Source organism: Halomonas piscis, from assembly GCF_031886125.1.
Taxonomy (GTDB): Bacteria; Pseudomonadota; Gammaproteobacteria; order Pseudomonadales; family Halomonadaceae; genus Vreelandella; species Vreelandella piscis.
The window spans coordinates 182,195-201,754 of the sequence record NZ_CP119391.1; the positions used below are offsets into that span (position 1 = coordinate 182,195).

The 19,560-nt window shown below is 62.8% G+C and carries 21 protein-coding genes and 1 pseudogene; 12 read left to right on the top strand and 10 right to left on the bottom strand.

Features of this window, described 5'->3' with window-relative positions; genetic code table 11:
- Positions 1 to 52 precede the first annotated feature (52 nt).
- Both P1P91_RS00820 and P1P91_RS00825 read left to right on the top strand, forming a co-directional pair.
- A complete protein-coding gene (locus P1P91_RS00820; protein ID WP_311883867.1) occupies positions 53 to 877 on the top strand; it encodes an alkaline phosphatase family protein in 825 nt (274 codons plus the stop codon).
- On the top strand, positions 874 to 1,551 hold the full coding sequence (locus tag P1P91_RS00825; protein WP_311883869.1) for an ABC transporter permease: 678 nt from the start codon (positions 874 to 876) through the stop codon (positions 1,549 to 1,551). Before P1P91_RS00820 ends, P1P91_RS00825 begins: the two co-directional genes overlap by 4 nt.
- Positions 1,552 to 1,555: 4 nt before the next feature.
- On the opposite strand, the gene P1P91_RS00830 is transcribed toward P1P91_RS00825, so the two are convergent.
- Positions 1,556 to 2,305 (bottom strand): IS5 family transposase, encoded by a 750-nt coding sequence (locus P1P91_RS00830; protein WP_311881892.1) that lies wholly within the window; start codon positions 2,303 to 2,305, stop codon positions 1,556 to 1,558.
- Between the two features lie 105 nt (positions 2,306 to 2,410).
- Between P1P91_RS00830 and P1P91_RS00835 the strand changes: the two genes are divergently transcribed.
- The 4 genes from P1P91_RS00835 to P1P91_RS00850 are packed head-to-tail and all read left to right on the top strand — an operon-like array spanning position 2,411 to position 5,226.
- On the top strand, positions 2,411 to 2,566 hold the full coding sequence (locus P1P91_RS00835) for a hypothetical protein (protein ID WP_311883870.1): 156 nt from the start codon (positions 2,411 to 2,413) through the stop codon (positions 2,564 to 2,566).
- On the top strand, positions 2,550 to 3,410 hold the full coding sequence (locus P1P91_RS00840) for an ABC transporter permease (RefSeq protein ID WP_311883872.1): 861 nt from the start codon (positions 2,550 to 2,552) through the stop codon (positions 3,408 to 3,410). The genes P1P91_RS00835 and P1P91_RS00840 overlap by 17 nt, the downstream gene beginning before the upstream one ends.
- Entirely contained in the window at positions 3,407 to 4,558 is a 1,152-nt protein-coding gene (locus P1P91_RS00845) for an ABC transporter ATP-binding protein (protein ID WP_311883874.1), read from the top strand. The genes P1P91_RS00840 and P1P91_RS00845 overlap by 4 nt, the downstream gene beginning before the upstream one ends.
- Positions 4,559 to 4,560: 2 nt before the next feature.
- Positions 4,561 to 5,226 carry an HAD family hydrolase gene (locus P1P91_RS00850; RefSeq protein ID WP_311885825.1) on the top strand — a complete coding sequence of 222 codons (666 nt, stop codon included), beginning with the start codon at positions 4,561 to 4,563 and terminating at the stop codon, positions 5,224 to 5,226.
- Positions 5,227 to 5,284: 58 nt separating this feature from the next.
- Here the strand turns inward: P1P91_RS00850 and P1P91_RS00855 are convergent, their stop codons facing one another.
- From P1P91_RS00855 to P1P91_RS00865, 3 genes and pseudogenes are all read right to left on the bottom strand, one after another.
- Complete coding sequence (locus P1P91_RS00855; protein WP_311885827.1) at positions 5,285 to 5,845, bottom strand: alkaline phosphatase PhoX; 561 nt, start codon at positions 5,843 to 5,845, stop codon at positions 5,285 to 5,287.
- Positions 5,760 to 7,061 (bottom strand): annotated as a pseudogene (locus P1P91_RS00860) (PhoX family protein); the annotation flags it as partial. The gene P1P91_RS00855 and the pseudogene P1P91_RS00860, both read right to left, overlap by 86 nt.
- Positions 7,062 to 7,734: 673 nt before the next feature.
- On the bottom strand, positions 7,735 to 8,937 hold the full coding sequence (locus P1P91_RS00865; RefSeq protein ID WP_311883876.1) for an IS110 family RNA-guided transposase: 1,203 nt from the start codon (positions 8,935 to 8,937) through the stop codon (positions 7,735 to 7,737).
- 82 nt (positions 8,938 to 9,019) lie between these two features.
- On the opposite strand from P1P91_RS00865, the gene phnX reads away from it, so the two are divergent.
- Positions 9,020 to 9,769, top strand: a complete 750-nt coding sequence (gene phnX, locus P1P91_RS00870) for a phosphonoacetaldehyde hydrolase (RefSeq protein ID WP_311883878.1) — start codon at positions 9,020 to 9,022, stop codon at positions 9,767 to 9,769.
- 44 nt (positions 9,770 to 9,813) lie between these two features.
- A complete protein-coding gene (locus P1P91_RS15150) occupies positions 9,814 to 10,197 on the top strand; it encodes an ATP-binding cassette domain-containing protein (RefSeq protein WP_407650561.1) in 384 nt (127 codons plus the stop codon).
- On the opposite strand, the gene P1P91_RS00875 is transcribed toward P1P91_RS15150, so the two are convergent.
- The 5 genes from P1P91_RS00875 to ugpB form a co-directional block, all read right to left on the bottom strand.
- Complete coding sequence (locus P1P91_RS00875; protein WP_311883880.1) at positions 10,172 to 10,888, bottom strand: inositol monophosphatase family protein; 717 nt, start codon at positions 10,886 to 10,888, stop codon at positions 10,172 to 10,174. The genes P1P91_RS15150 and P1P91_RS00875 overlap by 26 nt on opposite strands.
- On the bottom strand, positions 10,885 to 12,003 hold the full coding sequence (locus P1P91_RS00880; RefSeq protein WP_311883881.1) for a sn-glycerol-3-phosphate import ATP-binding protein UgpC: 1,119 nt from the start codon (positions 12,001 to 12,003) through the stop codon (positions 10,885 to 10,887). The genes P1P91_RS00875 and P1P91_RS00880 overlap by 4 nt, the downstream gene beginning before the upstream one ends.
- Positions 12,004 to 12,005: 2 nt before the next feature.
- Positions 12,006 to 12,854, bottom strand: a complete 849-nt coding sequence (gene ugpE / locus P1P91_RS00885) for a sn-glycerol-3-phosphate ABC transporter permease UgpE (protein WP_311883882.1) — start codon at positions 12,852 to 12,854, stop codon at positions 12,006 to 12,008.
- A 17-nt stretch (positions 12,855 to 12,871) separates the two neighbouring features.
- Positions 12,872 to 13,756: a sn-glycerol-3-phosphate ABC transporter permease UgpA gene (ugpA, locus tag P1P91_RS00890; RefSeq protein WP_311883883.1), complete on the bottom strand. Its 885-nt coding sequence runs from the start codon at positions 13,754 to 13,756 to the stop codon at positions 12,872 to 12,874.
- Positions 13,757 to 13,834: 78 nt separating this feature from the next.
- Positions 13,835 to 15,154, bottom strand: a complete 1,320-nt coding sequence (gene ugpB / locus P1P91_RS00895; protein WP_311883884.1) for a sn-glycerol-3-phosphate ABC transporter substrate-binding protein UgpB — start codon at positions 15,152 to 15,154, stop codon at positions 13,835 to 13,837.
- Positions 15,155 to 15,827: 673 nt separating this feature from the next.
- Here ugpB and P1P91_RS00900 point away from each other — a divergent pair.
- From P1P91_RS00900 to arsB, 3 genes are read left to right on the top strand one after another with little or no spacing between them, the layout of a single operon-like run.
- Positions 15,828 to 16,178 (top strand): ArsR/SmtB family transcription factor, encoded by a 351-nt coding sequence (locus tag P1P91_RS00900; RefSeq protein WP_311883886.1) that lies wholly within the window; start codon positions 15,828 to 15,830, stop codon positions 16,176 to 16,178.
- Positions 16,179 to 16,185: 7 nt separating this feature from the next.
- A complete protein-coding gene (gene arsC, locus P1P91_RS00905) occupies positions 16,186 to 16,599 on the top strand; it encodes an arsenate reductase (glutaredoxin) (RefSeq protein ID WP_311883888.1) in 414 nt (137 codons plus the stop codon).
- Between the two features lie 5 nt (positions 16,600 to 16,604).
- Entirely contained in the window at positions 16,605 to 17,690 is a 1,086-nt protein-coding gene (arsB, locus tag P1P91_RS00910; RefSeq protein ID WP_311885829.1) for an ACR3 family arsenite efflux transporter, read from the top strand.
- A 76-nt stretch (positions 17,691 to 17,766) separates the two neighbouring features.
- Here the strand turns inward: arsB and P1P91_RS00915 are convergent, their stop codons facing one another.
- The gene (locus P1P91_RS00915) at positions 17,767 to 19,317 is read right to left on the bottom strand and encodes an alkaline phosphatase D family protein (protein WP_311883889.1); all 1,551 of its coding nucleotides are present in this window, start codon (positions 19,315 to 19,317) and stop codon (positions 17,767 to 17,769) included.
- Between P1P91_RS00915 and P1P91_RS00920 the strand changes: the two genes are divergently transcribed.
- Positions 19,316 to 19,492 carry a hypothetical protein gene (locus tag P1P91_RS00920; protein WP_311883890.1) on the top strand — a complete coding sequence of 59 codons (177 nt, stop codon included), beginning with the start codon at positions 19,316 to 19,318 and terminating at the stop codon, positions 19,490 to 19,492. The genes P1P91_RS00915 and P1P91_RS00920 overlap by 2 nt on opposite strands.
- The last annotated feature ends 68 nt before the right edge of the window (positions 19,493 to 19,560 follow it).

Genomic DNA, 19,560 nt, shown 5'->3' on the forward strand with positions numbered 1-19,560 from the left:
CCCTCATTCTCAGCTGATTGCCGCCTCCACAGGAGGCGGCAAGGAGTTCTGTATGTCTCACCGCGTCATCCTTGTGGTGCTCGATGGGCTCAACCATGCCGTGGGCCAGCATGCCATGGGCCATCTTTACGCCCTCTGTGAAGCGGGCCGCGGTAGCTACCACACACTCGATTGCGAGCTGCCGGCCATGTCGCGCCCGCTGTATGAGTGCCTGCTGACCGGCGACCGCCCGGTGGACTCCGGGGTGGTGCATAACCAGGTGGTGCGCCGTTCCACCGGTACCAGCCTGTTCGATCTGGCCGTTCGCCAGGGGCGGCGTACCGCGGCGGCGGCCTATCACTGGGTCAGCGAGCTGTATCTGGAGGCCCCCTTCGTGCCTGCCCGCCATCGCTTCCACCAGGATCCGGAGAGCGCGATCCAGGCCGGCCTGTTCTACTGGCAGGATCACTACCCTGACGATCACCTGTTCAGCGATGCCGAGGCATTGCGCCGACTCAACGATCCCGATTTCCTGCTGGTGCACAGCATGAACATCGATGATGCCGGCCACCGGCATGGCGGGGAATCGCCCCAGTACCGCAATACCGCGCGGCGGGCCGATATTGCCCTGGCGGATTATCTGCCGCGTTGGTTGGCCGAGGGCTATCAGGTGATGGTGACCGCCGACCACGGCATGAATGCCGACGGTTCTCACTCGGGCCTGTTGGAAGAGGAGCGTCGGGTACCACTGTGGCTGTTTGGCGAGGCGTTTGCTCACGACTCGGTGGCAACGCTTCTTCAGCCTCGACTGTGCGGCACCTTGGCCACCCTGATGGGCCTGGAGCACGACAAGCCTCATCACTCCGAGCTGCTGGCCGAGGGGAGGGCAACGCCGTGAAGCGTCTGCTGCCCGCCTGGCTGTGGCTGATGCCCTTTGCGCTCGTCTTCGTCGCCTTCCAGCTGGCGCCTCTGGGCTGGATCGCCATCAGCGCCTTTCACGTCGAGGGGGGCTGGGGACTTGGCCATTTCCGGGAAATCGCCGGCTCGCCCTTCTTTCGCCAGGCCATCTGGCGCAGCCTGGAGATATCGCTGGTCTCGAGCCTGCTGGGGCTGATCATCGCCATCCTGGCGTGCCACAGCCTGACCCGCACCAGCGGCCCACTGCGGCGCTGGATGATCGCCTTCACCAACATGACCAGCAATTTTGCCGGGGTGCCGCTGGCCTTCGCGTTCATCATTTTAATGGGCGCCAACGGAGTGCTGACCCTGGCCCTCCAGCGTGTGGGACTGATCGAGGATTTCTCGCTCTATTCGCGTACCGGTCTGATCGTCATCTACACCTGGTTCCAGATCCCGCTGGGTATGCTGTTGCTGTTTCCCGCCTTCGAGGGGCTGCGTGCCGACTGGCGCGACGCCGCCAGCCTGCTGGGCGCCGGGCGAGTCGCCTACTGGCGCCATATCGGTCTGCCGGTACTGCGGCCGGCGCTGGCGGGCACGCTGACGATCCTGATCGCCAACGCCATGGGCGCTTACGCCACCGTCTACGCCCTGGTCAACACTAGGGCGTGTTGACGTTTCACATGGGCAGCCATAAAAAGCCGCAGGCCAAGGCCACCATGCTTTCGTAGTTTCGCTTGAGCTTGTCGTAACGCGTTGCGATGGCGCGATACGGCTTCAATCGAGCAAAGGCATTCTCAACCAGATGCCGATAGCGATATAAGCCTCTGTCCAGATTGGCATTTCCTTTCTTTGAGTTGCGTTTGCGTGGAATGACGGCAGCCATGCCCTTGGCTTCGATCTGTTCACGGATACGCTCGCTGTCATAGCCCTTGTCAGCCACCAATGCATCACCCGCTGGCAAATCGTCAATCAATGCCCGGGCTTCCGTGCTGTCGTGCACCTCACCCCCGGTTATTCTGAAGGTTATCGGTAGCCCATAGGCATCTACGGTCAAGTGGATCTTGCTGGTATTGCCTGCACGACTTTTGCCAATGGCTTCTGCGTCTTCCGTGGCAGCTCCGGTGCTGTCCTGGTGGGCCTTGACGTAGGAGCCATCAATGAACAGCCACTCAACATCAGGCTCCTCCACCAGAGAGCTGAAAAGCCTCATCAGCTTTCCACTCGCTGACCAGGCGTTAAAACGCTTGTAGACCGTGTTCCAGGGGCCAAACGTCTCCGGTAGGTCCCGCCACGGGCAGCCGGTGCGCATCCGATAAAGGATGCCTTCTATCGTGGTACGCAAGTCGGCCTTGTCATAAATACCTTGTTGAAGCAGGATAGGTTTCAGCTTCGACCAGTGTTCATCCGTGAGCATTTGTCGGGGCATGGCAGGCTTGCAGTTTGTTGGTGTGGGAACCTTTATTCTGCGAGCTTGCCCCTATCCTGCCAATACCCCTGCCATGAAACGTCAACAGGCCCTAGCTACAACCTCATGACCATTCGTATCGCCAACCTGGTGTCGGGGGACCTGTTCCTGCAGCCCAATCTGGCCAGTGCCCTGGCGCTGGTGCTGGTGGGGCTGTTGGCACTGGTCACCCTGATCCAGCAATGGATAGTGCGCAGGAGCCATCATGTTGCAGAACGCTGATCTCACCCTGTCTCGGCCAAGGGGCTTTGCACTGCCGGTGCTGCGTCTCTCACGGCCGTCCCCCTATGCGCTGGTGGTGTGGTATGTCTTCACCCTGCTGGCTCTGCCGCTGATGGCCACGCTGGGGTATGCACTGGCGTCCAGCTGGGGGGCCACGCTGCTGCCGGATGGGCTGACTCTCAAGTGGTTCCTGGAACTGTGGAGTACGCCGCGCTTCCAGTGGGCCTTCGCCCGCTCGATGCTGGTAACGGTGGGGGCTCTGGCGCTGAGCCTGGTACTGGTGGTGCCGGTCGCCTTCCTGGCGCATACCCGCTACCCGCGATTGGATGCCTGGATGAATGGACTGATCCTGGTGCCCTTTGCCGTGCCGCCGGTGGTCTCCTCGGTCGGGCTGCTGCAGCTCTACGCCGGCGGACCGCTGCCGCTGGTGGGCACGCCCTGGATTCTGATGTTCACCTACGTGACGATCGCACTGCCCTTCGTCTACCGGGCCATCGCCAACAGCCTGCGCACCATTGAGGTGACGTCGCTGATGGAGGCGGCGCAACTGCTCGGCGCAACGCCCTTCAAGACCTTCTTCCTGGTCATATTGCCCAATATCCGCGTTGGGGTGCAGGTTGCCGTCTTCCTCTCCTTCTCCTTCCTGGTGGGCGAATTCGTCTTCGCCAATATGCTGGTGGGGACGCGTTTCGAGACCCTGCAGGTGTATCTCAACAATATGCGCGGTGCCAGCGGCCACTTCACCAGCGCGCTGGTGATCACGCTCTTCCTGTTCACGCTGCTGCTGACCTGGCTGGGGAATCGCCAGGCCGGCCACACCATTACCAAGGAGGCCCGCTCATGACGACCTTGACTGCCGATACGCTTTCCAACGATGCAACGCTACTGCCTGATACTCCTGATACAGCCCGTGATGACGCGGGGCCAGTGGCTAGCCCCGCATCGGCAGCGGCCCCGGAATATCTGCGTCTGGAAGGCTTGGCCAAGCGCTTCGGCGAGACCCAGGTGCTTTCACAGATCGACGCCGAGATCGCCAAGGGAGAGTTCGTGACGCTGCTGGGTCCCTCGGGCTGCGGCAAGTCAACTCTGCTGCGGGCCATCGCCGGCCTGAATCAGCTCGACGACGGCCGTATCGTAGTGGATGACGAGGAGATCACGGCGCTTCCCCCGCAGCGGCGAGGGATCGGCATGGTCTTCCAGCACTATGCGTTGTTTCCCAACATGCGGGTGTCCGATAATGTCGCTTTCGGCCTGCGCATGCAGAAGGTGCCTCAGGAAGAGCGGCGTCGCCGCATCGATGAGGTGCTGCGCCTGGTTGAACTCCAGGCCCATGCCAACAAGTTTCCCCATCAGCTCTCCGGTGGACAGTGCCAGCGCGTGGCCCTGGCACGAGCGTTGGTGGTCGAGCCGCGCATTCTGCTGATGGATGAGCCGCTCTCGGCACTCGATGCGCGTATCCGCGGTCATCTACGCGAGCAGCTGCGTGATATCCAGCAGACGCTGGGTCTGACGACGCTATTTGTCACCCACGACCAGGAAGAGGCATTGATGATGTCCGATCGCATCTTCCTGATGCATGACGGACGCATCCTGCAGCAAGGGGCTGCCGAAGAGCTGTATACCCGGCCCAGCGGCCGTCATGCGGCGGGCTTCATGGGGCACTACAATGTGCTGCTCGGCGACCAGGCGCGTCCGCTGCTGGGAGACGGTTTCGATTCGGCACGCGTGGCGCTGCGGCCTGAGGCCCTCTACCTCCAGCCTATGACAGAAGAGGCGGTGGGTGTGGAGTTACCGGTTCGCCCGGGCCCGGGCTGCCGGGGAGTGATCCGCCGTCGCCAGCTGCTGGGCAACATCGTGCGCTATGCGGTGGCGTGTGCCGGAGTGGTGCTCTCGGTCGATGCGCTCAACCGCAGTAGCCGCCATCTGCTGGCGGAAGAGAGCGAAGTGCTGGTGGTGGTGGATCTCGATGAGGTTCAGGAGTTCGAGGAGTGAGTATGTCCCGTGCGGCGATGCGTCTGGCGCTTTTCGATTTAGATGACACCCTGCTTGACGGGGACATCACCGGCTTCTGGAACGAATGGTTGATCGAGCAGGGCTGGATCACGGATGCCGCCGAGTACTGTCGCACCTGGTACAGCCATATGGCCGACTATGCGGAGGGCACCTTGGATATGGAGGCGCATCTGCAGTTCCTTCTCGCCCCTCTGGCGGGACGCTCTGTGCAGGAAGTGGCCGAGCAGGTCGACGCCTTTCTCGATAGCCGCATCATGCCGCGGCTGTTCCCGGGAGGGCTGGCACAGGTGGCTTGGCACCGGCACCAGGCGCACACCACCGTGATCATCTCGGCCTCGACCGCCCAGCTGGTGGTGCCACTGGCCAAGCGTCTGGGCTGTGATGCGGCCCTGGCAACGGCTCTTGAGCAGGAGGCGGGTCGCTATACGGGCCAGGCCAGAGGCACCCGCACGTTCCGGGAGGGGAAGCTTCAGGCCCTGCATGAATGGCTGGGGGATACGCCATTGGCAGAAACCTGGGGCTACTCCGACTCACGCAACGACTTGCCGCTGCTCGAGGCCGTGGAAAAGCCCCACGCCATTCACCCGGATCCGGTGCTCGCCGGCATTGCGCGCCAACGAGGCTGGGCGATGCCCTCGTGGCGATAAAGACACCGCCGATGCCGTATCGGCTCCTGAAGCTGGCTGAGCCATAGGCGTAATCAGGTCAGCCGATGGCGCCACCGCCCCGACGGGTGATGACCACCAGCGACGGGCGTGGTGGCATGCCGTCCTGGAAGTCCGGCCAACGGGTTGCCGGGTCCTCGAAGGTGGAGGGGCGTCCCTTGCGGCCTGCATAGGCCTCGGTACCGTCGGCGGCCGGGTGCTGCACGGCGACGAACAGCGCGCCGTCGTCCGGGCTGAAGCAGGGGCCGCACATCTCGGCGCCCAGCGGTACGCGGAAGAACATCTTGCCGGTGCCGCGCCGCTCGCCCTGAGTCTCCAGGGCCCAGACGCCGTCGGCGGTGCCGGTCGTCGCCCAGTTGCTGCCCTGGTCGGTGGCCACCCACAATCGACCGCGATGGTCGATGGCACAGTTGTCCGGCGCGGCGAACCCAGCCGTTCTCGCTGGTGGCCGGGTTCCACAGGGCGCCCACCTCGGCGCGGGATGGATCGCCGCACTTGACCAGGATCTCCCAGCGGTCACGGCTGGCAGTGTGATCGCCGCCCTCGGTGACGACCTCGACGATATGCCCGAAGGTATTGTCGGCGCGGGGGTTGGCGGCATCCACCTGGCCCGCGGTGCGCTCGGTGTTGTTGGTCAACATCACATAGACGCGACCGGTCTCGGGGTTGGCCTCGACGTCTTCCGGGCGATCCATTGGCGTGGCGCCCAGGGCGTCGCCGGCCAGCCGCGCCTTGATCAGCACCTCGGCCTGGCTGGCGAAGCCGTTCTCCGCGGTCAGCGGCCCCTGACCGTGGACCAGCGGCAGCCAGGTGACGCCGCCATCGGCATTGAAGCGTGCCACGTAGAGAGTACCGTGATCCAGGAGATCACGGTTGTTGGCGGGGCTGGCCGTATCGACCGGATCGCGGGTGACGAACTTGTAGAGGTAGTCGAAGCGCTGGTCGTCGCCCATGTAGACCACCAGCCTGCCGTCCCCGGAGACCACGTTGGCTGCGGCTTCGTGCTTGAAGCGGCCCAGGGCGGTGCGCTTGATCGGCATTGAGGTCGGGTCCCGCGGGTCGATCTCGACCACCCAGCCGAAACGGTTGGATTCAAAGGGCTCCTTGGCGATGTCGAAGCGGTCGTCGTAGCGGCCCCAGGCATAGCCCATGGCCGGGATGCCGTAGCGCTCGAGCAGCGCCGCGTTCGGGTGGCCGGCGGGGTCGCCCATGAAGTAGTAGTGAATGTTCTCTTCGCAGGACAGCACCGTACCCCAGGGGGTGGTGCCCCCGGCGCAGTTGTTGAGGGTGCCGATGACCTTCTTGCCGGACGGGTCGGCGCCGGTCTTCAGCAGCGCATCCCCGGCGGCGGGGCCGCTGATCGCCATCTCGGTGGAGCGCGGCGTGATGCGACGGTTGTAGCGGCTGTCCTTGAGATACTGCCACTTACCACCCCGGCGCTGGACCTCGACCACCGACAGGCCATGGGCGGCCTGCTCGATCTCGACCATCTCGCGGGTCAGGCCGGTGAAGTCATGCTCATCGAGAATCAGCACCTCGGCGTCATGGCCCTCGGCCACATGGTGGGTGGTGTCGACGCCATGGGCGATCTCGTCGACGGCGAAACGGTCGAGGCTGCCGCTTTCGGCGGCGATGGCCGCGGCAAGCGGGTTCATGGCGCCGATCGCGGCCACCCCGAGCCCGGCAGTGCCGGCGTCCTTGAGAAAGCCGCGGCGCGAATAGCGGCGCTCGATGATCTCGCCGATCGGGGCGCTCACCGAGGGATTGCTGGGAATGTTCTCGGCCTCTTCGAAATAGGCTCGACGATTGAAAACCATGGGATTCTTCGTCGTATCGGTGTCGGTTACAACCTTGGCGACGACAAACGATATCTGGCTGCGGTGACAGACGCGTGACGGTCCCGTCTCACTACGATGTCACCCAGCCGATCCCTGCCGATGTCTCGGTCATGAGCCTTCTGCGGCGCCGGCCTGCACCTTCTCGAGTATTGTCACAGCGCCGCCATGCGATTTTACTGTCATGAATCCGACATCTTTCCGTCATGCTGTGCCCTTAAGGTGGCTATCGCCATATGACTGCTGGGCGAGCCCACTGCACCATGTTGTGGGGAATATCGCGTCTTTTATCCCGCTACAGTTGAGGTGACATCCAATGAAACAACTTGAAGCGGTTATTTTCGACTGGGCCGGCACCGTCGTCGATTTCGGCTCCTTCGCACCTGGTATGGATTGACCCGTCAAGGGGTCGGTTGACTCTGCTACGTGTGATTGTCCTCAATGCCCACGGATCAGGAAGCGAGGGGCTATCAGCGACGGTGGATCTCTCTGGTATTCGTGGGTTGGTTACCGACCTGTCATCACTTCGTCGCGGAGCTACCCTGGTCTACGAGCGAGGGTCACCCCGCCCCGCAGGGCGGGGGCCTCATAGGAGCGTCAGGGGTTCTCCCACCGGCCCGACGCTCCCTGAATCGTAGGCACTGAGGCGCGATCATCATGCGGTGGCCCGGCTGCCGTGCGGTTTGCCCATCGCTTCGCAGGCAATCGCCCACAGGAAGCCGGCCATTTCTCGCGCCACCGCCGTGGTGACTTGCTGCTTGGCCTTGCCCGTGGCAGCCAGGCGGCGGTAGCGCCCGCACAGTCGCTTCTGCGCCTCCCAGGCGATCGCCTGCACCGTTGGCGAGGTCTTCTCGGCGCGCTGCTCAATAATGCGCGTCTTGCGGGCCGGGAACCGGTAGCTCCAGGCCGCCTCCACCAGCACTCGTCGCACATGGCCATTGCCGGTCTTGGTGATGCCGCCCTGGCGCCGACTGCCCCCGCTCGAGTGCTCGCTGGGCACCAGGCCCAGGTAGGCCATCAGCTGGCGGGGCGAGTCGAAGCGACTGATGTCACCCAGCTCGGCCAGCACCGTCATCGCCGTGATCAGGCTCACGCCCCGCATCGCCTGAACGGCCTCGACCACCGGAGCCAGTGACCAGTTTGGTAACACCGCTCTCATCTGTTTTTCGAGACCCGCCACACGGCGCTGGGCATCTTTCACGTTGTCGACGTACTCCTGCAACACAACCTGCTGAACCGGGGTGTCGAAGCGCACCGTCTCCAGCCAGCGGAAGTGTGCCGGTATCCACTTGCTCTTGCCGGGGTAGATCTTGCTGTGCCGCAACAAGAAGGCGTTGAGTCGCTGTCGGGCGCGGAGCTCAGCGGCTTTCATGTCTTCCCGGGCACGCGTCAGATCGCGAATCGCCTCCTGTTCCGGCGTTGGCACCCAGACCGGTGTCAGCTCTCCTGAGCGCGACAGGCGAGCCAGCATCTTGGCATCGCGACGGTCGGTCTTGATGCGATCCCCTGCGCGCTGAGGAATCAGCGTCGGGGCAACGACCTCGCAATCATGGCCGCTGGCCTGAATCTGGTGATAGACCCCGTAGCCACAGGGGCCAGCCTCGTAGCTGAATAACAACGGCTGCCCATCGAAACGCTGACTCAGCTGACGAACCAGCTTATCGATGGCCTGAGGCTCGTTCGGAATTTCGCCGCGGAACTCGGGAGCTTGGCGTCTGGCCTCGGCGATTGCCACGGAGATACTCGCCTTGTGCACGTCCAGGCCAATATAAGCGGCGTGGACGTTGCTGGCAGCACTAACCCGCTGGGCAACAGTGCGCTCGACAATAGCTGGCTGAGTTGCGTTAGACTGTTTCATGACCTGCCTCCCTCAATAGTGGCTCTGTGTTGTTGCCCTACCTCAACATAACCCACGACGTTGAGGTGGGGCAGGTCAATCCATGATGTCTACCACTATTTTTGTAGAGGCTTTCAAGCAGGCGTTCGATTTCGATATCACCCTGGCTGAAGCTCGCGGCCCCATGGGTATGGGCAAGTGGGATCACATCCGCACGCTCGGGAATACGCCGGCTATCGCAGAACGCTGGGTAGCCCGGTTTGGCCAACCGATGTCGGATACGGATGTAAGCGTCATCTACGATGCCTTCATGCCATTGCAAATTGCCGAGGTGAAGGAGCATGCGGCACTGATACCGGGCACTCTCGATGTCGTGACCTTGCTGAAGGAGCAGCAAATCCGCATCGGTTCCTGTTCCGGCTACCCGCGTCCTGTGATGGAGGCTCTAGCGCCTCTGGCCGCCGCCCAGGGGTTTGTACCTCAGAGCATCGTAGCTAGCGATGACCTCGAACCCGGAAGCCGCCCCGGACCCTGGATGGCGCTGCAGAATGTGATTGAACTGGGCGTAATGGATGTAGCCCGCTGTGTGAAAGTGGATGACTCGGCACCGGGTATCGAAGAGGGACGCAATGCGGGTATGTGGACCGTCGGCCTGGCTCTGTCCGGCAACGAAGCGGGATTCACTCTGGACGGCTTCCTGGCCGCATCCGAAGACGAGAAGCAGCATGTTCGCCAACGCGTCGAAGCCAGGCTCAAAGCGGCCTCGGCCCACTATGTGATCGATACCATCGCAGATCTTCCCGGTGCGCTACAGGCAATCGGTCAGCGCCTGGCTGACGGCGAAAAACCCTGATTCAACCGAGACTTCCAATATCATGGCCGACATTCGACTCACGCATGTGCGCAAATCCTTTGATCAAACTGAAATCCTTTAAGGGTATAGACCTCGATATCCGGGATGGTGAATTCCTGACCCTGGTGGGTGCATCAGGCAGTGGTAAGTCCACTCTGCTGCGTATTATTTCGGGCCTGGAAGAACAGACTTTTGGCTCCATTCGGATCAAGGACGAGGAGGTTTCGCGCAAACCGCCCAAGGACCGCCTCCAAGGCCACCTTGGCCTTCAGCTCCGGCGAGTGGGTGTTACGTTTCTGCTTCGACATCTCTGGTTCCTTCGAAATCGGCCTCGGCATATCTTAAACCAGTGTCTTGATTTCGGGGTCCACTATAAAAACGGTGACGGGGCGCCAGTGCCGATCAATGAGCCTGCAGGGCTCCCCTAAGCTTATCGTGCCGCTCGGGGTGAGCCACCAGCAGGCTGTTCCACTCGGCGGGGTCCGGGTCGCCGGCGAGATCGGTCACCGTGCAGCCCGCCTCCCGGGCGATGACGATGCCGGCGGCAACGTCCCAGAGGTCGAGCCGGGCGCCCTGGGACCAGAAGGCGTCGAAGCGGCCAAGGCCCGCATAGGCAATCTCGAGCGCCGCCGAGCCGGGCACGCGAATGCCCACCACTCGGGGCATCAGGAGAGTGAGCTGGGCCACGCTGGTGGGGCAGTCGCCCTTGGCGTGGTAGGGCAGGCAGGTGGCGACCAGCATCTCGTCCAGCAGCGGCTGATAGACCACGCCGTGGGTGAGGACGCCTCCTTCGCGCACGGCGATGGAGACCGAAAAGTGGGGCACCCGGTGAAGGAAGTTGTTGGTGCCGTCGAGGGGATCGATGATCACGGTGAGGTCGCCGGCCTCGGCGGCGGTGGTGCCGCTCTCCTCGCCGATAAAACCCACCCCGGGATGGGTCCGTCGCACCGTCTCGATGATGGCGTGTTCGGAGGCCCTGTCGTAGTGGGTCACGAAGTCCGAGGCGCCTTTGGCCTCGAAGTCGATGGTGCCGGCGGCGTGATAGCCCTCGCGCAGCAGCTCGCCGGCGGAGCGAGCGGCCTGCTTGAGGGTGTCGATCAGAGCGATCCTGATGGTCATGCGGCTTGCTCCTTGAGCGGCTTGCCGGTGCGCCTGCCGCTCTCCTGGTGGAAGGGATGCAGGGCGTCTCGGGTCACGTGGAAGCGTAGTGTCTCGCCTTCGGCCACCGGCGGCTGACCGGCGGTGCGGATTACCATAGGTTGATCTCTGTCGGCCAGGCGCACGTAGAGATGACTGTCGGCGCCGGCAGCCTCGAAAAGCTCCAGGGTGGCTTCCACTGTCAGATGGGGCTCGCAGGGAGCCTGAAGGCGCAGATCATCGGGGCGGATGCCGACGATATCGGTGTCCGGTGGAAGGTCGTGGAGCAGGGTTTTCGCGCTCTGGGCGTCCTCATCGGCCCGTAGCCCGCTGGTTTGTAGCCCTCTAGCTTGTAGATAGTCCTGCGGAATCAGGTTCATGGCCGGCGAGCCGATGAAGGCGGCAACGAACAGCGAGGCGGGCCGGGCGTAGATTTCCATGGGCGTGCCCACCTGCTCGATGCGCCCCTCGTTGAGCACCACCAGGCGGTCGCCCAGGGTCATGGCCTCCAGCTGGTCGTGGGTGACATAGAGGCTGGTGGTTTTCAGACGACGCTGCAGCTGCTTTATCTCCACCCGCATCTGCACGCGCAGCTTAGCGTCCAGATTGGAAAGAGGCTCGTCGAACAGGAATGCCGCAGGCTCGCGCACCAGGGCACGGCCCATGGCTACCCGTTGGCGCTGGCCACCGGAGAGCTGGCGTGGCTTGCGCGGCAGGAAGGCCTCGATTTCGAGCATCTTCGCCGCTTCCTCTACCCGGCGCTGGATCTCATCGCGTTTGAAACCTCGGTTCTTCAGACCGTAAGCCAGGTTGTTGAACACCGTCATATGCGGATAAAGGGCGTAGTTCTGAAACACCATGGCGATATCGCGCTGGGCGGGTTCCAGGTCGTTGACTCGGCGCTCGCCGATGCAGAGCTTCCCTTCGCTGATGGTCTCGAGCCCCGCCACCATGCGTAGCAGGGTCGACTTGCCGCAGCCCGAGGGGCCTACCAGCACCACAAACTCGCCGTCGGCCACTTCCAGGTCGATGCCCTTCACCGCCTGAATACCACCGGGGTAGGTCTTCTTGAGGTCGTCGAGCTTGATACTTGCCATTGCTATTTCTCCGTCTCGGTCAGGCCCTTCACGAACAGGCGTTGCATGAACAGGATCACCAGCACCGGAGGCAGGGCGGCCATCACCACCGCGGCCATCACCAGATGCCACTGGGGGTCGCCATCGGCGGCGGTGGTCATGCGCTGGATGCCCATCACCACGGTGTAGTAGTCGCTGTCGGTGGTGATGAGTAGCGGCCAGAGATACTGATTCCAGCCGTAGATGAAGAGGATTACGAACAGTGCCGCGATATTGGTGATCGACAGCGGCAGCAGGATGTCCCTGAAGAACCTCAGGGGGCCCGCGCCATCGACTCGGGCGGCTTCCAGTAATTCTTCAGGAATCGTCATGAAGAACTGGCGGAACAGGAAAGTGGCAGTAGCCGAGGCGATCAGCGGAATGGAGAGTCCGGCGAAGCTGTTGAGCATGCCGAGGTCGGCCACCACCTGAAAGGTGGGGATGATGCGCACCTCCACCGGTAGCATCAGGGTGACGAAGATCAGCCAGAAGAAGAACGTCCGGAAAGGGAAGCGGAAATAGACGATGGCGAAGGCCGAGAGCAGTGAGATGACAAGCTTGCCCAGGGTGATTGCCAGCGCCATCACCAGGCTGTTGAAGAGCATCTGGCCTACCGGTGGCGCCCCGGCCTGGGAGAGCCCGCTCTCCCACATGGTGCGGTAGTTCTCCAGGGCGTGGCCACCCGGCACCAGCGGCAGGGTACCGCGCAGGAACTCCCCCGGCGCCTGGGTGGAGGCGACGATGGCGACATAGACGGGAAAGAGCACCAGGGCCACGCCGGCGATCAGGATCAGGTGGGCGGCCAGCTGGCCCAGGGGGCGGTGTTCGACCATGAGGGGCTCCTTTGGCGTCAGTAGTTGATGCGTCGTTCGATAAAGCGGAACTGCACCACGGTCAGCGCGACCACGATGGCCATCAGGATCACCGACTGGGCGGCGGAGCTGCCCAGGTTGAGCCCCACGAAGCCGTCGGCGTAGACCTTGTAGACCAAGGTGTTGGTGGTCTGGGCCGGGCCGCCTTGGGTGGTGGCGTGGATCACCCCGAAAGTGTCGAACATGGCATAGACCACGTTGACCACCATCAGGAAGAAGGTGGTAGGAGAGAGCAGCGGGAAGACGATGGCCCAGAAGCGCTTGTGCGGGCCGGCGCCGTCGATGGCTGCCGCCTCGATCAGCGACTGGGGGATCGACTGCAGTCCGGCCAGGAAGAACAGGAAGTTGTAGGCGATCTGCTTCCAGGCGGCGGCGATGATCACCAGCGCCATGGCGTCGACCCCGGAGGTGCGGTGGTTCCAGCGGTAGCCCAGCATCTCGAGCACATAGGGCACGATGCCGATGGAGGGGTTGAAGATGAACCACCACAGCACCCCGGCGATGGCCGGGGCGACGGCGTAGGGCCACACCAGCAAGGTGGTATAGAGGTTGCGCGAGCGCAGCATGCGATTGACGTTGGCCGCCAGCAGCAGGGCGGCGGACATCGATAGCAGGGTAGTGCCCAGGGCGAAGACTGCCGTGACCGACAAGGAGTTGAGGTAGGTGCCGTCGGCGAACAGGCGAGTGAAGTTTACGAAGCCGACAAAAGTGGTGTTGAGGCCAAAGGCGTCCTCGCGCAGCAGCGACATGTAGAGCGCCTGGGCCGAGGGCCAGATAAAGAAGATCAGGGTCACGATCACCTGGGGCGCCAGCAGGGCATAGGGCAGCCAGCGCCCGGGGAAGGTCATGCGTTTGGTCTGCATAGTAGAGCCCGGCAGGAGAGTGGCGTTTCGAAAACGACACCGCCCGCTGTTCGGCAGCGGGCGGCAAGTGAAGGCGCGTCAACGGTTGGCGCTTTCGAAGTCGCGCAGCAAGGCATTGCCGCGGCGCGCGGCGTCGGCGCCGGCCTGCTCACCGCTTTTCTGGCCGCTCATAACCGCCTCCATCTCCTCGGAGATGATGTCGCGGATCTGCACGAAGTTGCCGAAGCGCAGGCCCTTGGAGTTCTCGGTGGGCGGGTTGAGGGTCATCTGCTCGATGGAGATGTCAGTGCCGGGGTTCTCGGCATAGAAGCCCTGCTCCTTGCTCAGCTCCCAGGCGGCCTGGGTGATCGGCAGGTAACCGGTACGCTGGTGCCATTCGGCCTGCACCTCGGGCTGGGAAAGGTACTCGAAGAAGGCGGCTACGGCCTCGTACTCCTCGTCGCTGTGACCCTGCAGGGCCCACAGGGTAGCGCCGCCGATGATGGAGTTCTGAGGAGCGCTCTCCACGTCGGCGTAGTAGGGCTGCATGGCGTAGTCCACGTCGAAGTCGGAGTTGGCCAGCACCCCGACGCGGGCGGCAGAGGAGCCGAAGAACATGGCGCACTCGCCTGAGTAGAACATCGGCGCGGCGTCATCGCCCGGTCCCGGGCCGCCCCAGCGGAAGACGCCCTCGTCCTGCCACGCCTTGAGATTGTCCCAGTGGCGCGCCACCAGCTCGTTGTCGAAGACGAACTCGGTATCGAGGCCGCCGAACCCGTTCTCCAGGGTGCCCAGAGGCGAGTCATGCATGGCGGAGAAGTTCTCCAGCATCACCCAGCTCGGCCAGGAGGTGGTGAAGCCGCAGCTGGCCGCCTCGCTCTCGCGCAGCTGGCGTGAGGCCTCAACCACCTCTTCCCAGGTCTCCGGCGTGTCCTGGATGCCGGCGGCATCGAAGGCGTCGCGGTTGATATACAGGATCGGCGTGGAGGAGTTGAAGGGGAAGGAGAGCATGTTGCCGCGGGTATCGGTGTAGTAGCCGACCACCGCCGGCAGGAAGGCCTCGCGGTCGAAGGCGCGACCGTGGGCTTCCATCAGTTCGTGGATGGGATAGACGGCGCCCTCGGCGGCCATCATGGTGCCGGTGCCCACCTCGAAAACCTGCAGGATGTGCGGCTGCTCACCCGCGCGGAAGGCTGCGATGGCGCCGGTCATGGTCTCGGTGTAGTTGCCGCGGTAGCTGGGGCGCACCCGGTAGTCGTCCTGAGAGGTGTTGAAGTCCTCGGTGATGCCTTCGAGGATCTCGCCGAGCTCGCCGCCCATGGCGTGCCACCACTGGATTTCCACGGCGGCGTGAGCGGATAGCGACAGGGTAGCAGCGGTGACGCCGGCGGCCAGGACCTTGCAAGACGGTACGAACATGGGGCTCTCCTTGCATGTTGCAAGCGCAATCATCGGTGAACGTCGTGCTCGATTTTAGTGGCGATGAATGACGGTTTCATGGCAGGGGGATGACGCCTGCTCGATGTCATGTTTCCGTCACGGGGAGGCGGCAGGCTATGGCTCGCTGATCCCCCGGCTGACATGCGTCTTGCCCTCTTCGGTTTCGACGACACTCTGTTGGATGGCGACTGCAGCGTCCTGGGGAACGGTTGGATGGTGGAGCGCGGTTGGATAGTCTCTCCCAGTGGGTCTCTGGCACGCACTTAAGCCATGGATGCGGCCTACCTACGGGTCGGCTCAGCTTGAAGCAGTATCTGGCCGTTACTCTTTCCGCCGCTGGCGGGCCGCCACGCGGTGGAAGTTGCTGACGAGGCGAAGGCCTTCGTCACCGGCTCTGCAAGATCCAGCGGGAACTGGGGCTGACCGCGCTGTTCGTCACCATGGCCAGGAGGAGGCGCTGATGATGTCGGACCGCATCTTCCTGATGCACCAGGGTGACATTGTCCAGCGAGGGGATGCCGAAGCCCTCTATTCCGCCTGGAGGACACCTTGCGCAAGCGGGGATATCCGGAATAGATGGAGAATGCTGACGCCGGTACCCAAAAAGTGGTGAGTCTTTACCTAGCTCAAGTATGTCCATATACTTGGACTCATGGAAACGTCGAAGGCACTCGAAATTTTTTCCGCGCTATCCCAGGAAACTCGCCTGGAGGCATTCCGGCTGCTTGTTCGACATGAGCCGGAAGGGCTCCCTGCCGGTGAAATCGCACGGCAGTTGGAGGTGCCGCACAACACCATGTCGGCGCACCTATCCGTGCTTTCTCGTACAGGACTCGTTCTTTCCCGGCGCCAGAGCCGCTCGATCATCTATCGAGCAAACTTAAATCATATGCAAGAGACGATCCGGTTTCTGGTCAATGACTGTTGTGCGGGCCATCCGGAGGTCTGCGACCCCCTGGCAGCGTCTCTGATCGACTGCTCCTTCCATCAAGGCGATCAATGAGGTCACCATGCAACCGCTGATTTATCACAACCCTGACTGCGGCACGTCGCGCAATACCTTGGCGATGATCAAGGCCTCCGGTGAAAGCCCCGGGGTCATCGAGTATCTCAAAACGCCGCCCAGCCGTGAGCGACTGGTCACGTTGCTGTCGATGATGGAGATCGCTCCACGCGATCTCCTTCGGCGCAAGGGCACGCCTTACGATGAGTTGGGGCTCGACGATCCGGCATTGAATGATGATCAGCTGATCGACGCCATGCTGGCGCATCCGATTCTGATCAATCGCCCGATCGTCGTGACTGACAAGGGGGCTCGGCTATGCCGACCTTCCGAGCGCGTGCTGGAGCTGCTCGAACGGCCTGTCGAACACTTCATCAAGGAAGACGGCGAAGTGATTCATCACCCGGGAGCAGCGCAATGACCCGGATGACCACGCAACCGGCTAGCCAGGCCCCTGATACCTCTGAAGGCATGGGGCGATTCGAGCGTTTCCTTACCGTCTGGGTGGCTTTGGCCATCGTGGCGGGTGTGCTGCTCGGGCAGTTCGCCCCGGCCATCCCCGAGGCCTTGTCGCGTTTCGAGTATGCCCAGGTGTCGATTCCGGTGGCGGTGCTAATCTGGGCGATGATCTTTCCCATGATGGTGCAGATCGATTTCACCTCGATCCTCGGCGTCCGCCGCCAACCCAAGGGGCTGGCTATCACCACCACGGTGAATTGGCTGATCAAGCCCTTCACCATGTTCGCCATCGCCTGGTTCTTCCTGACCGTGGTGTTCGCACCGCTGATCCCCGCTGAAAAAGCCAATGAATACCTGGCCGGGGCCATCCTGCTGGGTGCGGCGCCCTGCACTGCCATGGTCTTCGTGTGGAGCTACCTCACCCGTGGCGATGCGGCCTATACCCTGGTGCAGGTGGCGCTCAACGACCTGATCATGCTGTTCGCCTTCGCGCCCATCGTGGTCTTCCTACTCGGCGTGTCGAATATCCAGGTGCCCTGGGATACGGTCCTCCTGTCGGTGGTGCTCTACATCGTGATTCCGCTGGGAGCCGGCTACCTGACCCGTCAGGCGATCATCAAGCGGCGCGGCATCGCGTGGTTCGACAATGTCTTCATGAAACGCCTAGCCCCCATCACCCCGACCGGCTTGATCATCACCCTGGTGTTGCTGTTCGCCTTCCAGGGCGATGTGATTATCGCCAACCCGCTGCATATCGTGCTGATCGCCATCCCGCTGACTCTTCAGACCTTCTTGATCTTCTTCCTCGCCTACGGCTGGGCCAGAGCCTGGAGAGTGCCCCACAACGTCGCCGCGCCCGGGGCGATGATCGGTGCCAGCAACTTCTTCGAGCTGGCCGTAGCGGCCGCCATTGCCCTGTTCGGGCTGCAGTCCGGCGCGGCGCTGGCAACGGTGGTGGGCGTGCTGGTGGAGGTACCGGTCATGCTAGCCCTAGTGCGCATTGCCAACGTCACCCGTGGCCGCTTCCCGGGGGCCCAGGCAGCCCGGGGCTGAGCCATGGCCGTCATGATCATACCAATCAGGTATTCCGGCGCTCCTCTTTGGCAACGATGGCGACGCCATCGAGGCGTCACCCCTGATGAGGCGTTAATACCTGACGATGTAGCGCGGTGCCCGCCGTATCCATCAGTGTGACGGTAAGGGATTCATCTTCGCCATTCAGATCGACCTGGCCGAAGAACTGATAGCCGGCCGAGGGTGGCAGGTTCGACTGTCCGGCAGGCGGCGCCTTTTGATACACCACCTGGGGGCCGAAAGTCATGTCGAGTTCGTTGGGGCCAAAGGTTCCCGCATGCAATGGTCCGCTGATGAACTCCCAAAACGGCGCGAACTCCTTGAAGCTGGCACGCTCGGGAGAGTAATGGTGCGCGGCAGTGTAGTGCACATCCGCGGTCAGCCATACCACATTACGAATGCCCTCGTCGCGGATGGCCTTGAGCAGCTTGGCGATCTCCATTTCCCGCCCCTTGGGCTCGCCGTCCTCACCATTGGCGCTTGCCTCGTAGTGCTCGCCATCCGCCACCACCAGCCCCACCGGCATATCGGCGGCGATGATCTTCCAGGTCGCCTGGCTGCGCCGCAGGGCATTCAGCAACCAGGCAAGCTGAGGTTCACCGAGGAAGTCCGTCGCCGGCCCAGGTTGGGTCTGGCGGTTGCGGCTATTGGCGCCACGGAAACTACGCATGTCGAGCATGAAGACTTCAAGCCCCGGTCCGTAGGGAAAGCGCCGGTAGATGCGTTGCGGCGATTCGGGCTGCTGGCGAATCGGCATGTACTCCAGGAAGGCCTGCCGTCCCCGCGCCGCCAGCAGCGACACGTTGTTCTCGGTATAGCGCGGGTCCTCGAGGTGTTCCTCGGGATACCAGTTATTGAACGTTTCGTGATCATCCCACTGGGCAAGCATCGGCACTTCGGCGTTGAAGCGCTTGAGGTTGTCATCCAGCAGATTGTAGGCGTACTGCCCCCGGTACTCCTCCAGGCTCTGGGCAACCTGAGCTTTGGCCGAGGTCATCCGGTTGCGCCAGATCTTTCCATCTTCCAGCACCACCGTTTCCTCCAGAGGACCATCCGCGTAAACCGTGTCACCGGAATGGATGAAGAAGTCCGGTCGCTGGCCGCGCATGGTTTCGTAGATGCGCATGCCACCTCGGGACTCATCGATGCCCCAGCCTTGCCCCACCGTATCTCCCGACCAGACGAAGCGTACGTCCCGAGGCGTGGAGGAAGGCAGGCTCAACTGCCCGACTACCGGTTCGCTGATGGCGCGATGATCCCCCAAGGCGGCAAAACGCACCCGGTAGTGCAGCCGGTCCCAGTCCGCCAATCCTGTCACATCCAGCTTGGCCGCCAGGTCGCTCACCGGCAGCGCCTGCGGACCCTGTAGCTGGCGCGCGCCGCGAAACTCGGGGTTATCGGCGAGCTCCACCAGCATGCGCGCCGGCCGGTCGACGCGGCTCCAGAGCATCGCGCGATCGATGAGCATGTCGCCGCTCATCACGCCGGAGGTAATCACGGGCCGTCGAGTCTGCGCCAGTACGATAGCCGGCGCCGCCAGGACACCCCCGGCCATCACACCGCCCTTGAGGCCCAATGCCAGAAAATCGCGTCGAGAGAATCGCATGCCGTTTCTCCTGTTAAAGATGGCCAAGCATCATTCGAGCTCAAGCCTGGCATTGATGTATGACACAAAATTGACAGTGCATTTTTTGCCGCAGCAAGAGGCGCCGACGCCGCAGCAGGAGGCCATGACTGAGGCACCGCAGGCCAATGAGAGGGTTGGCAAAATGACATCGTAGTGAGACGGGACCGTCACGCATCTGTCACCGCGGCCAAGTATCGTCAGTCGTCGTCAACGTTGTGACCG